General features: G+C 64.4%; 10 protein-coding genes. 7 read left to right on the top strand and 3 right to left on the bottom strand.

All coding sequences use genetic code 11. The features are described from left to right. Positions 1 to 2 precede the first annotated feature (2 nt). Together LDZ24_RS26940 and LDZ24_RS26935 are read right to left on the bottom strand one after the other, a co-directional pair. Entirely contained in the window at positions 3 to 2114 is a 2112-nt protein-coding gene (locus tag LDZ24_RS26940) for an FUSC family protein (RefSeq protein WP_248324401.1), read from the bottom strand. Next, the gene (locus LDZ24_RS26935) at positions 2111 to 2608 is read right to left on the bottom strand and encodes a MarR family winged helix-turn-helix transcriptional regulator (protein ID WP_248324400.1); all 498 of its coding nucleotides are present in this window, start codon (positions 2606 to 2608) and stop codon (positions 2111 to 2113) included. The genes LDZ24_RS26940 and LDZ24_RS26935 overlap by 4 nt, the downstream gene beginning before the upstream one ends. Positions 2609 to 2816: 208 nt before the next feature. Here LDZ24_RS26935 and ampC point away from each other — a divergent pair, with 208 nt between their 5' ends. Next, positions 2817 to 3995 (top strand): class C beta-lactamase, encoded by a 1179-nt coding sequence (ampC, locus tag LDZ24_RS26930; RefSeq protein WP_248324399.1) that lies wholly within the window; start codon positions 2817 to 2819, stop codon positions 3993 to 3995. Here ampC and LDZ24_RS26925 read toward each other — a convergent pair. Then, on the bottom strand, positions 3992 to 4948 hold the full coding sequence (locus LDZ24_RS26925) for a LysR substrate-binding domain-containing protein (protein ID WP_175945997.1): 957 nt from the start codon (positions 4946 to 4948) through the stop codon (positions 3992 to 3994). The genes ampC and LDZ24_RS26925 overlap by 4 nt on opposite strands. A 119-nt stretch (positions 4949 to 5067) precedes the next feature. Here LDZ24_RS26925 and LDZ24_RS26920 point away from each other — a divergent pair, with 119 nt between their 5' ends. The 6 genes from LDZ24_RS26920 to LDZ24_RS26895 all read left to right on the top strand — a co-directional run bounded on the left by LDZ24_RS26920 (position 5068) and on the right by LDZ24_RS26895 (position 12210). Further along, positions 5068 to 6801, top strand: a complete 1734-nt coding sequence (locus tag LDZ24_RS26920) for an IlvD/Edd family dehydratase (protein ID WP_248324398.1) — start codon at positions 5068 to 5070, stop codon at positions 6799 to 6801. Between the two features lie 14 nt (positions 6802 to 6815). Continuing rightward, complete coding sequence (locus tag LDZ24_RS26915; protein ID WP_248324397.1) at positions 6816 to 7754, top strand: Gfo/Idh/MocA family protein; 939 nt, start codon at positions 6816 to 6818, stop codon at positions 7752 to 7754. 45 nt (positions 7755 to 7799) lie between these two features. Continuing rightward, the gene (locus LDZ24_RS26910) at positions 7800 to 8804 is read left to right on the top strand and encodes an arabinose ABC transporter substrate-binding protein (RefSeq protein WP_206470578.1); all 1005 of its coding nucleotides are present in this window, start codon (positions 7800 to 7802) and stop codon (positions 8802 to 8804) included. A 6-nt stretch (positions 8805 to 8810) separates the two neighbouring features. Next, positions 8811 to 10346 carry an L-arabinose ABC transporter ATP-binding protein AraG gene (araG, locus tag LDZ24_RS26905; protein WP_244140265.1) on the top strand — a complete coding sequence of 512 codons (1536 nt, stop codon included), beginning with the start codon at positions 8811 to 8813 and terminating at the stop codon, positions 10344 to 10346. A gap of 52 nt (positions 10347 to 10398) precedes the next feature. Then, complete coding sequence (gene araH, locus LDZ24_RS26900; protein WP_175946006.1) at positions 10399 to 11397, top strand: L-arabinose ABC transporter permease AraH; 999 nt, start codon at positions 10399 to 10401, stop codon at positions 11395 to 11397. A gap of 108 nt (positions 11398 to 11505) precedes the next feature. Further along, complete coding sequence (locus LDZ24_RS26895) at positions 11506 to 12210, top strand: DUF3348 domain-containing protein (protein WP_248324806.1); 705 nt, start codon at positions 11506 to 11508, stop codon at positions 12208 to 12210. Positions 12211 to 12213: the final 3 nt, after the last annotated feature.

Genomic DNA, 12213 nt, shown 5'->3' with positions numbered 1-12213 from the left:
CATCAGGCGGGTTCTTCCCGTGGCGCGTCGCCACGCGCGGTTGCCTGCGCATCCGTTGCGGGCGGATGCAGCGACAAGCGCACGCCGATGAGCGCATGCAGCGTGTCGCGCAACAATCGTTCCCCCGGCAATGCCGCCTGCCCGTGCTTTTCCGCCTCCGCGATGGTGTGCGCCGCGACTTGCGCGACGGCGCGGTCGATCGAGCGCACGAGCGTCGACGGCACCGGCTGACGCTCGCGCCGCTCGATGCAGTGCCCGAAGTAATCGCGCACGCCTGCGAGCACCTCGTCGATCGACGCCTGAACGTCCGACGCGAGCTTGCGATGCGCGCGCCGCAGATCGAGCGAATTCAGCGCGACGCGAAAATCGCGGAAGCTCTCGATGGACGGATGCCGGTGCGAGTCCGTCGACGCCTGGCGCGGCAGCACTTGCATCAGGCGGTCGAGCATGCGCGAGTAGAGATTGCGCTGATCGTCGAGCGTCGCCGTCGAAGAGCACGCGACGATATCGCGCCATGCCGAGCGCGTGAGCCGCGCGACCGCGAGTTCCGAGCCGAAGGGCCGCGTCACCCGCGTCCACACGAACGCGAACAAAAGCCCGGCGACGCCCGCGAGATTGCTGTTGAGAAAGACGAAGAAGTCCGCTTCGTACGCGCTCTGAATGCTGATGAACGTGGCCGTATTCACCGCGACGAGCATGGTGATGAGCGTGAAGCGCGGCTGAGGAATCAACGTGCCGACGACGAGGAACGGGCCCGCGAAGATGACGACGAGCATCGGGAAGTCATGCACGTGCGGCAGCACCGCGAACACGTAGAGTCCTGCGAACACCACGCTCATGCACGTGGCAAGAAAGAAGACGAACACTTGCGGCGCGGGTTCGTCGAGCGCCGCGAAGAAGCAGCACGCGACGGCGGCGAGCGTGACCGCGCCCGCGCCGTCGGCCCAGCCCGATTCGATCCACAACGCGCACGCGACGATGATCGCGCTGACCGCGACGCCCGTCGAAAACAGCATCATGCCGCGATCGAAGAAGCGCTCGGTGCCGCCGAGCCGCCAGTGCCGAAAGCGCGGACGCCACTCGTGTTCGTCATGCAGCATCGCGGCGCGCAGCGCGCGAATGTCCTGCCATACGTCGATGACTTGCGAAAGACGCCACAGCGCGCTCGAAAGCAACGCGCCGTCTTCGCTCGCGAGCGCCTGCGCCGATGGCCGCATCGCTGCAATGCGTTCGCGCAACGCGTTCGGCTCGCGATCGGACTCGGCGGCGTCGTGAATCTGCGGCGCGGGGAGCGACATCCACTTGCCCACGTCCGCGAGCAACGCTTTGAGTCCCGGCGGATGCGTGCCACGCTTGTCGACCAGTTCGATGAGCGGATCGGCCAACGATGAAATCAGCGGTAGAAATATCTGCATGCGGCCCTGCAACGCGCGCGCACGCCGGACGATATCGGGCCGCGCGTGATCGTACGTAAGCTGACTCAACAGCACTTCGAGGCCGTTGACGGTCGCAGCGAGCCGCTGCCGCGACGCGGATATCGCGGCACCCGCGAGCCGGCCCGAGAGCGTTTCGCTCGCGTAGAACGCGGCATCGCGAAACCAGGCATCGGTACGTTCGACGAGCGTGGGCGCGAGACGGCTCGGAAACACCACGCTGCCCACGATGCTCGCCACCACGATGCCGAGCAGAATCTCTTCGGTGCGCGAGATGGCGAGATCGAAGACAGCCGGTGGATTCGTCACGGCGGGCAGCGCGATCATCGGCAGCGTATAGCCCGCGAGCAGGAAGACGTAGCTGCGCGCGGTGCGGTCGAACATCGAGAGAAAGAGCAGCGTGCCTGTCCACAGCGCGACAATCACGCTGAATAGAAACGGCGATTCCACGAAGGGCGGCACGATCACGACCGCGCCCGCCGCGCCGATTGCGGTGCCGAGCGCGCGATACAGCGCCTTGGAGCGCGTCGCGCCGACGAACGGGTTGGAGACGATATAGACGGTGGCCATCGCCCAATAAGGACGCGGCAATTCCAGCGCGAGGCCGATGTAGAGCGCGATCATCGCGGCGGCGAAGGTCTTGGCCGAGAAGAGCCACTCGCGTGCGGATGCGAACTTCATGGCGCGTCGGCCCGGCTCTTGTTGCTTGCGAGCGCCGCCGTGACTGCCTGTGCATCGAGCGACGCATGAGAAGCCGCGAATGCGTTGAGCACGCGCAGCGTCGTTTCCAGATCTTCGCGGCTTACGTCCTCGAGCAAGCGGGCGCGCAGCGATACGAGCCGCGCTTCCATGCGCGCGGTCACGGCGCGACCTTCGTCCGTCAACGTGATGGTCTTGGCGCGCTTGTCCTCCGGATCTTCGTCGCGCCGCACGAGGCCCGCCGCGCATAATTGATCCAGCAGTCTGACGAGCGACGGCCCTTCGATGCCGACGTGCTCCGCGAGCGTGACCTGCCGCACCGCTTCGCCGAGCCGGTTCGCGGTGAGCAACGGCACCGCGCACGCCTCCGATACGCCATACGAAGCGAGCACGCCGTGGCTCGTACGCCGCCAGCGGCGTGCTGCCAGCACGAGCGTGCTACTGACCGACCGACGCAGGAGATCAATGGAAGTCATGGGCCGGGATTATAGCGATTGTTTTATTCGTTAGCGTGCTATCAATTTATGTTTCGATGCGTGCTTGCGGTGAGAGGGAGGTATGACGCTGCGGCAAATCGCGCTGGATTGTGGCGGACGCAGAAAGGGCGGATAGTCTCGCCACAGCGCGCCGCTTTTGACCGACAGCTTCAGTAAGCTCCCGTCTAAAAACCGAAGGACTTGAACAATGAAACTCAGAACACTGTTCGCAGCGGCTCTCCTTTCCACGTGCTCGTTATCCGTCTTCAGTCAGCCGGCAAGCATGAGCCGTGATGACGTCAAGCACATCGTCGACGAGACCATCATGCCCTTGATGGCGCGCGACGGCATCGCGGGCATGGCAATAGGCATCGTCGTGCAAGGCAAGCCTTATGTCTTCGATTACGGCGTGGCTTCCAAGGAAAGCGGCACGCCCGTTACGCGCGACACCTTGTTCGAACTCGGCTCGATCAGCAAGACGTTCACCGCGACGCTGGCATCGTATGCAGAGGAGACCGGGCATCTCTCACTGAGCGATCCGGTTGGCAAGTACTTGCCCGAGTTGCGCGGCAGCGCGTTCGGCGACGACGTGACGCTGCTAAATCTCGGCACGCACACGCCGGGCGGCTTGCCCTTGCAAGTGCCCGATGAAGTCCACGACAACGCGCAACTCATGCAGTACTTCAAGGGCTGGAAACCGCGCCATGCGCCGAGTACTTACAGGACATATTCGAATCCGGGCATCGGCACGCTCGGCCTGATCACGGCAAAAAGCATGGGGCAGGATTTCGACACGCTCATCGAGCAACGCATCTTTGCGAAGCTGGGCATGAGCAATACTTATATGCAGGTGCCACGCGCTCGCATGGGCGACTATGCCGAAGGTTATGCCAAGGACGGCAAGCCCGTGCGCATGAATCCGGGCGTGCTTTCGTCCGAAGCGTACGGCGTGCGATCGACGGCGCAGGACATGACGCGCTTCCTGCAAGCCAACATGAATGACGCCGCGCATATCGACGCCACGCTGCAGCGCGCGATCACGGCCACGCATACGGCGTACTTCCAGTCGGGACCGATGACGCAAGACCTCGTCTGGGAACAGTATCCGTATCCCGCGCCGCTGACCGCCTTGCTCGATGGCAACGGCCCCTCGATGATCGTCGATGGCTACGCCGCCGAGCGCATCGATCCGCCGCAAGCGCCGCGCGGCGACGTCTGGATCAACAAGACCGGCTCGACCAACGGCTTCGGCGCGTACGTCGCGTTCGTTCCGGCGAAGCATGTGGGCATCGTCATGCTGGGCAACAAGAACATACCGAATGCGGATCGCGTGCGCGCCGCCTATGCGATCGTGACAGCGCTGGCAGACGGAACGACGAAGCCCTAGCGCGATGCGCTCTCGTACACGTCGGCGGCAGTGGCGCGCAGCGCATCGACCATCACGCTCGTGGCGGGCGCAAAGAGACGGTCGGCGCGCGTGACGATGCCGAAGTCGTCCATCTGGCATTCCATCGGCAAGGGGAGCACCGCGGCCATGCCGTGCTGCGCATAGTAAAGCGCCACGTCTTCCGCGAGCACCGCGATCATGTCGCTTTGTTCCAAGAGGCGCGTGATGAAAAGAATCGCGGCGGTCTCGACCACGTTCGACGGTGGCGGCAGACTCGCGCGCTGAAACATCAATTCGAAGCGATGCCGCAATACGCTGCCCGCCGGCGGCACGAGCCATTCGCACGGCTGGACGTCGGCGAGCGTCAATGCCGGCGCATTCAGCAACGGATGACCGGCACGCACGAGCGCGCGCACCGGTTCGCCCGTCAGCGGTTCGTAACGAAGCCGCAGCTTGTCGTGTTCGACTGAAAGCCTTCCGATGACGATATCCAACTTGTCCTGCGCGAGGCGCTCGAGCAGCACGTTGCTGGTATCGATCTCGACCGAGATGCGGATATCCGCGTGCTGCCGCTTGACTGAAGCGACAGCGGCGGGCAAGAGCCGCACGCCCGGCGACGTGATCGCGCCGATCGCCACATGCCCGAGCCGACCGGTCTTCAACGCGACGAGTTCTTCCTGCGCCTGATCGAGGCTGCCCAGCACCGCGCGCGCGTGACGGACGATGGCTTCGCCGTACAGCGTGGCGCGCATGCCGCGCGGTTCACGCTCGAATAGCGTCACGCCGAGCGTTTCTTCCAGTTCGCGCAAGAGCTTCGACGCGGCTGGTTGCGTCATATGAAGCACGGCCGCCGCGCGATGAATGTTGCCTTCCTCCACGAGGGCGACGACGAGCATCAACTGCCGCGTCTTGAGCCGGCTGCGGATGTACCAAGGGGTCGAATTCAGCAACATTTTTAGGGGTTTCTACGAATGCCGTTTCGGGTATCGGTGGCGTCGAACAATTCATTAGTAGATTATCACGCGCCCTCATAGACTTCGCGGCAATCGCGTTATGAACCAGGACGAAACACATGTCGGCATCGAAGCCCAAGCTGCGCTCCCAAGAATGGTTCGGCACCGCCGACAAGAACGGCTTCATGTACCGAAGCTGGATGAAGAATCAAGGGATTCCCGATCACGAGTTCGACGGCAGGCCGGTCATCGGCATCTGCAATACATGGTCCGAGCTCACGCCGTGCAATGCCCACTTCCGCAAGATCGCCGAACACGTGAAGCGCGGCGTGTACGAGGCGGGCGGCTTTCCCGTGGAATTCCCCGTGTTTTCCAATGGCGAATCGAATCTTCGCCCGACCGCGATGCTTACGCGCAATCTCGCGGCGATGGACGTGGAAGAAGCCATTCGCGGCAATCCGATCGATGCGGTCGTGCTGCTGACCGGCTGCGACAAGACCACGCCCGCGCTCTTGATGGGCGCGGCGAGTTGCGACGTGCCGGCTATCGTCGTCACGGGCGGGCCGATGTTGAACGGCAAGCTCAACGGCAAGGACATCGGCTCGGGCACGGCCGTATGGCAACTGCATGAATCGCTGAAGGCAGGCGAGATCGACCTGCATCAGTTCCTTTCGGCGGAAGGCGGCATGTCGCGTTCGGCGGGCACCTGCAACACGATGGGCACCGCTTCCACGATGGCCTGCATGGCCGAGGCGCTCGGCACCTCGCTTCCGCACAACGCGGCGATCCCGGCCGTCGATGCGCGCCGCTACGTGCTCGCGCACATGTCGGGCATTCGCATCGTGGAGATGGCGCTCGAAGGCCTCACGTTGTCGAAGATTCTGACCCGCGAAGCATTCGAGAACGCGATCCGCACGAACGCAGCTATCGGCGGCTCGACGAACGCGGTCATTCACCTGAAGGCGATTGCAGGCCGTATCGGCGTGCCGCTCGAACTGGAAGACTGGACGCGCATCGGTCGCGACACGCCGACCATCGTCGACTTGATGCCCTCGGGCCGCTTCCTGATGGAAGAGTTCTATTACGCGGGCGGGTTGCCCGCCGTACTGAGACGCCTCGGCGAAGCGAACCTGTTGCCGCATCCTGACGCATTGACGGTGAACGGCAAATCGCTTTGGGAGAACGTGAAGAACGCGCCCAATACGAACGATGAAGTGATCCGCGAACTGAGCAACCCGCTGATCGCGGACGGCGGCATTCGCGTGTTGCGCGGCAACCTCGCACCGCGCGGCGCGGTGCTCAAACCGTCGGCAGCGACGCCCGAGCTGCTCAAGCATCGGGGACGCGCGGTCGTGTTCGAGAACCTCGAACACTATAAAGAGCGCATCGTCGACGAATCGCTCGATGTCGACAAGGACTGCGTGCTCGTGATGAAGAACTGCGGGCCGAAGGGTTACCCCGGCATGGCCGAAGTCGGCAACATGGGCTTGCCGCCTAAGCTGTTGCGTCAGGGCGTGAAGGACATGGTCCGTATTTCCGATGCACGCATGAGCGGCACCGCATACGGCACCGTGGTGCTGCACGTCGCGCCGGAAGCGGCGGCGGGTGGTCCGCTAGCCGCCGTGCGCGACGGCGACTGGATCGAGCTCGACTGCGATGCGGGCACGCTGCATCTCGACATCAGCGACGAAGAGCTGGCGAGCCGCATGAGCGGTCACGTGCCGCCGCGCGTGCATGGCGATGGCGGTTATCAGCGCCTCTACGTCGATCACGTTCTTCAGGCAGACGAAGGTTGCGACCTGGACTTCCTCGTCGGCAAGCGCGGAGCAGCGGTGCCACGCCACTCGCATTGACCACGAGGATACGCATGACATCGGCATACAAACTCGCCGTCGCGGGGATCGGCAAGATCGCGCGCGACCAGCATCTTCCCGCCATTGCCGCGCAGCCCGGCTTCGAACTCGTCGCATGCGCGAGCCGCAACGCGAGCGTCGACGGCGTGCGCAACTACGCGGACCTCGACGCGTTGCTCGCCGCCGAGCCGTCGCTCGATGCGGTGTCGCTCTGCGCGCCGCCGCAAGTGCGCTTTGCGCAGGCACGCGCCGCGCTCGAAGCGGGCAAGCATGTAATGCTCGAGAAGCCGCCGGGCGCGAGCGTGAGCGAAGTCGAGGCATTGCGCGACATCGCGCAAACGCATGGCCGCACGCTCTTCGCAAGCTGGCATTCGCGCGCCGCGAGCGCGGTCGAACCGGCGCGTGCGTGGCTTGCATCGAAAGAAGCGGGCGCGGTGCGCGCGGTCGAAATACGCTGGAAAGAAGACGTGCGACGCTGGCATCCGGGCCAGCAATGGATCTGGGAACCGGGCGGCCTCGGCGTGTTCGATCCGGGCATCAACGCGCTTTCCATCGTCACGCGCATCCTTCCGCGCGAGATCGCATTGCGCGCGGCGACGCTCACCATTCCGCACGATACCGCAACGCCCATCGCCGCCGAGCTCGATTGCATCGATACGAACGGTGCGCCGGTGCGCGCGTCGTTCGACTGGCGTCATGGCCCGGTCGAGGAGTGGGACATCGACGTCGATACGGACGGCGGCCGCCTGTCGATCCGCGAGGGCGGCAAGCGCCTGTCGATCGCGGGCGAAGCCGTTTCGCTCGGACCGGAGCGCGAGTATCCGGCGCTGTATGAGCGATTCCGCGAACTGATCGAGCGGGGCGAGAGCGATGTGGACGTGCGTCCGCTCAGGCTCGTCGCGGACGCATTTTTGTTAGGCAAACACGTAGAAACCGAGCCATTCGGCCGCTAAATCAAACGACATTCACCAACAAAAGCCAGACCAAGGAGACACGTCATGAACCAACAAATTCGCCGCCTGACCTTGCGCGCCATCATGGCCGCGATGTGCGTCGCGCCTTTCGCGCTTCACGGCGCGGCGCAAGCCGACGAGCCGCTCAAGATCGGCTTCCTCGTGAAGATGCCGGAGCAGGCATGGTTCATCAACGAGCAGAAGGCATCGACCGCACTCGGACAGAAAGAGAACTTCACGTCGGTGAACATCGGCACGCCGGATGGCGAGAAAGTGCTCGCCGCCATCGACAACCTCGGCGCGCAAGGCGCGCAGGGCTTCGTGATCTGCGCGCCTGACGTGCGCCTGGGACCGGCCATCGCCGCGCGCGCGAAGCGCTACAACATGAAGTTCGTTTCGGTCGATGACCAACTCGTCGATTCGTCGGGCAAGCCGCTTTCGAACGTGCCGCACCTTGGCATGTCGGCGTTCAAGATCGGCAATCAGGTCGGCGACGCCATTGCCGGCGAAATGAAGCGCCGCGGCTGGAAGCCGGAAGAAGTCGGAGCGCTGCGTATTACGGACTACGAACTTCCGACGGCGAAGCTGCGCACCGATGGCGCCACGCAGTCGCTCGTCGCGAACGGCTTCAAGAAGGAAAACATCTTCGACGCGCCGCAGAAAACCACGGACGATGAAGGCGGCTTCAACGCGGCATCGCCGGTGCTCGCGCAGCATCCGAACATCAAGAAGTGGGTGATCTTCGCGCTGAACGAAGAGTCCGTGCTGGGCGGCGTGCGCGCCACGGAACAGCTGCATATTCCTTCGGCGGATGTGATCGGCGTGGGCATCAACGGCGCGGGCGAAGCGTTCGCCGAGTTCCAGAAGAAGGAACAGACGGGCTTCTTCGGCACCATCGCGGTGAGCTCCACGAACCACGGCAAGCAAAGCGCGCAGAATCTCGTCGACTGGATTCGCAGCGGCAAGCAGCCGCCCGCCGACACGCAAACCACGGGCAAGCTGATGACGCGTGAGAACTGGAAGTCCGTGCGTACCGAACTCGGCATCTAAGCACGCATGGATACGACGACGGACGACGTAACCCTCGCCCCGGCGCACGGCGAGCGCGGCGCATACCTGGAACTCGACGGCATTACCGTGAGTTTCCCGGGCGTGCGCGCGCTCGACGGCGTGTCGCTGTCGGTGCGCGCGGGCGAAGTGCACGGCTTGATGGGCGAGAACGGCGCGGGCAAATCCACCTTGCTCAAGGTGCTTTCGGGCGTCAACAAGCCGCAAGCGGGAACGCTGAAGCTCAATGGCGCGGAACACCGCTTCACGACGACGCGCGAGGCGATCGCCGCGGGCATCGCGATCATCTATCAGGAACTGCACCTCGTGCCGGAACTGACGGTGGCCGAGAACCTGATGCTCGGGCAATTGCCGAACCGTGCGGGCGTGCTCGACGAACGCGCGCTCGTCAAGCGCGCGATGGCCGAACTGGAACGTCTCGGCGAACGGATCGATCCACGCACGCCGGTGAAGAACCTCTCCATCGGCCAGCGGCAGATGATCGAGATCGGCAAGGCGTTGATGCGCGACGCGCGCGTGATCGCGTTCGACGAGCCGACGAGCTCGCTCTCCGCGCGCGAGACGAAGCAACTGTTCCGCATCATCGACGCGCTGCGCGCCGACGGACGCGCGATCATCTACGTCACGCATCGCATGGACGAAGTCTATGAACTGTGCGACCGCGTGACCGTGTTCCGCGACGGCCGGCGCATCGAGACTTTCGAATCCGTCGCGGGCCTTTCGCGCGACAGGCTGATCGCGTGCATGGTCGGCCGCTCGATCGCGGACGTCTATGGTTATCGCTCGCGCGAAGCCGGCGACGTGATGATCGAGGCAAAGGGGCTGCTCGGGCCGGGCCTCTCAGAGCCCGTGTCGTTCAGCGCGCGGCGCGGCGAGATTCTCGGCTTCTTCGGTCTCGTGGGCGCAGGGCGTTCCGAACTGATGAAACTGCTTTACGGCGCGACGAAAGCGAGCGAAGGCCATGTCGAACTGAAGGGCAAGCGCGTCGCGTTTTCGAGTCCGCGCGATGCCGTGCGCGCGGGCATCGCGCTGTGCCCCGAAGACCGCAAGCAGGAAGGCATCGTCGCTATCGCGTCCGTCGCGGACAACCTCAACATCAGCGCGCGCCGTCATTTCAGCCCCGCGCGTTTTCTGCTGGATGCGCGCCGCGAGCGCGCGCTCGCGCAGGAATACATCGCGAAGCTCGCAATCAAGACGCGCAGCGGCGAAACCGCTATCGGCACGCTGTCGGGCGGTAATCAGCAGAAGGTGATTCTCTCGCGCTGGCTCGCGGAACGCATCGACGTGTTCCTGATGGACGAGCCCACGCGCGGCATCGATGTCGGCGCGCGTGCGGAGATCTATAACCTTCTGTATGAGCTCGCCGAAGCGGGACGCACGGTGATTCTCGTATCGAGCGATCTGGCCGAAGTGATCGGCGTGTCGGATCGCATCATCGTGATGAAAGAAGGACGCATTGCCGGCGCGCTGCCGAAGTCGCAGGCGACACCGGACGAACTGATCAAGCTCGCATTGCCCCGCTGACTGCTGACCCCAGCGGCGGCCCCGGAAAGACGAAACGAATTAGAGCCAAGCCATGCAAACTCCAGGCACTTCCTCCACGAGCGATGCTCAAGCGCCCATTGCGCCCTCGCAGGCGCGCATGTGGGACCTCATCAACAAGTCGGGCATCGTCGTGGTGTTCCTGGTGCTGTTCGCGGTGCTCTCCGTCACGGTGCCGGGCTTTCTCACGCCCCGCAATATTCAGGGGCTGCTGCTCTCGGTGACGCTGATCGGTTCCATCGCGGTCACGATGATGTTCGTGCTCGCGCTCGGCGAAGTCGATCTCTCGGTGGCATCCATCGTCGCGTTCGCGGGTGTGATGGCATCGACCGTCATCACCGCGACGCATAGCGTCATGCTCGGCGTCGCGGCGGGCATTCTCGCGGGCGGCGCGGTGGGACTCGTGAACGGCGTGCTGATCGCGCGCTTCAAAATCAATTCGCTGATCGCGACGCTCGCGATGATGGAAGCGGTGCGCGGTCTCGCGTTTCTCACGTCCAACGGCGACGCCGTGATGATCTCCGAAGAGCGGTTCTTCGATCTCGGCGGCGGTTCGTTCCTCGGCATCTCGTATCCGATCTGGAGCAACATCATCGGCTTCGTCGTGTTCGGCTTCCTGCTGAAGAAGACGGTGTTCGGCAAGAACGTGCTGGCCGTCGGCGGCAATAGCGAGGCGGCCGTGCTCGCGGGCCTGCCGGTCACGCGCATCAAGATCACCGTGTTCGTGCTGCAAGGGCTCGTGACCGGCTTCGCGGGCGTCATGCTCGCCTCGCGCATGAGTCTCGGCGACCCGAAGACGTCGGTCGGGCTCGAACTCGGCGTGATTTCGGCGTGCGTGCTGGGCGGCGTGTCGCTGACGGGCGGCGTGGCGACCATCTCGGGCGTGCTCGTCGGCGTGCTCATCATGGGCGCGGTGCAGGACGCAATGAGCCTGCTCAACGTCCCGACGTTCTATCAATACCTCATCCGTGGCGGCATTCTGCTGCTCGCCGTGCTGTTCGACCAGTTCAGGCGCAGCAAGCGCGCGGTCTGAACGATACGGGCTGCGGGCGTCGAAAAGCCGCAAAGAATGACAAAAACGCCTCGAAACTAGGCAGACGCCCGTCACCGTGTAAACTAACGGGTTTTTGCCTGCGGTGTTATCGTGCAAGCCCCCACGCGCACGGCGATCAGCGGGCCGGCGCTCGTGCGCCTGCTCGCGCGTTTCGCCGATCTCGATGTTCACGCACCCGGTTCCTCGCTGTCGGACCGTCTGAGCCAGTGGCTCGGCTGGACCGAGGCGATCGCGTTGTCCACCGCACTTAGCGGCGATCCGCCGGCCATTCCCGGCGCGCGATCCGCATCGGACGGCGAAGAACAAGCCTGCGCGCGCGTGCGTGCGTCGCTAACGAGCGCCATCGTCGGGGACAAGGGCAACGCTCCGGGCGTTCACCGGCGACGCGCGCCGGTGCAGGCGCCGCCTCCTGATCTGGCCGTGGAGTACGCCGTCTACCGACATCGGTATCTGTCGCTGCAACAGGCGATGGAAGCCGAGATCGGCGCGCTGCGCGCTCGCGTGCGCGCGACGCTCGCGGCGAAGTCGACGCGCATGGCGCGTCTTGCCGTCGTCGATGCCGTGATGGAACAGGCGCTCGCCGCGCGCGAACGCGCGTTGCTGGCGCAAGCGCCGGCGCTCCTCGGCAAGCATTTTCAGCGCATGCGCAGCGCGCATCAGGCGTCTTCGGACGACGCATCCGCATGGCTCGGCGTCTTCGAACGGGACATGCAAAGCGTCCTGCGCGCCGAACTGCACGTTCGTTTCCAACCGGTCGATGGTTTGCTCGCGGCATGTCAAACCGCTCACTGAACG

Origin of the sequence: Caballeronia sp. Sq4a (assembly GCF_023170545.1) — a bacterium.
In the GTDB taxonomy this organism is placed as follows: domain Bacteria; phylum Pseudomonadota; class Gammaproteobacteria; order Burkholderiales; family Burkholderiaceae; genus Caballeronia.
The sequence above is the reverse complement of the archived record's forward strand: the minus strand, read 5'-3'. Positions and strand labels throughout refer to the sequence as shown.

Excerpts from the sequence above, each read along its gene's own strand:
- LDZ24_RS26910 (WP_206470578.1), top strand. The coding sequence starts at position 7,800 with ATGAACCAACAAATTCGCCGCCTGACCTTGCGCGCCATCATGGCCGCG.
- ampC (WP_248324399.1), top strand. The coding sequence starts at position 2,817 with ATGAAACTCAGAACACTGTTCGCAGCGGCTCTCCTTTCCACGTGCTCG.
- araH (WP_175946006.1), top strand. The coding sequence starts at position 10,399 with ATGCAAACTCCAGGCACTTCCTCCACGAGCGATGCTCAAGCGCCCATT.
- araG (WP_244140265.1), top strand. The coding sequence starts at position 8,811 with ATGGATACGACGACGGACGACGTAACCCTCGCCCCGGCGCACGGCGAG.
- LDZ24_RS26920 (WP_248324398.1), top strand. The coding sequence starts at position 5,068 with ATGTCGGCATCGAAGCCCAAGCTGCGCTCCCAAGAATGGTTCGGCACC.
- LDZ24_RS26925 (WP_175945997.1), bottom strand. The coding sequence starts at position 4,948 with ATGTTGCTGAATTCGACCCCTTGGTACATCCGCAGCCGGCTCAAGACG.
- LDZ24_RS26940 (WP_248324401.1), bottom strand. The coding sequence starts at position 2,114 with ATGAAGTTCGCATCCGCACGCGAGTGGCTCTTCTCGGCCAAGACCTTC.
- LDZ24_RS26915 (WP_248324397.1), top strand. The coding sequence starts at position 6,816 with ATGACATCGGCATACAAACTCGCCGTCGCGGGGATCGGCAAGATCGCG.
- LDZ24_RS26935 (WP_248324400.1), bottom strand. The coding sequence starts at position 2,608 with ATGACTTCCATTGATCTCCTGCGTCGGTCGGTCAGTAGCACGCTCGTG.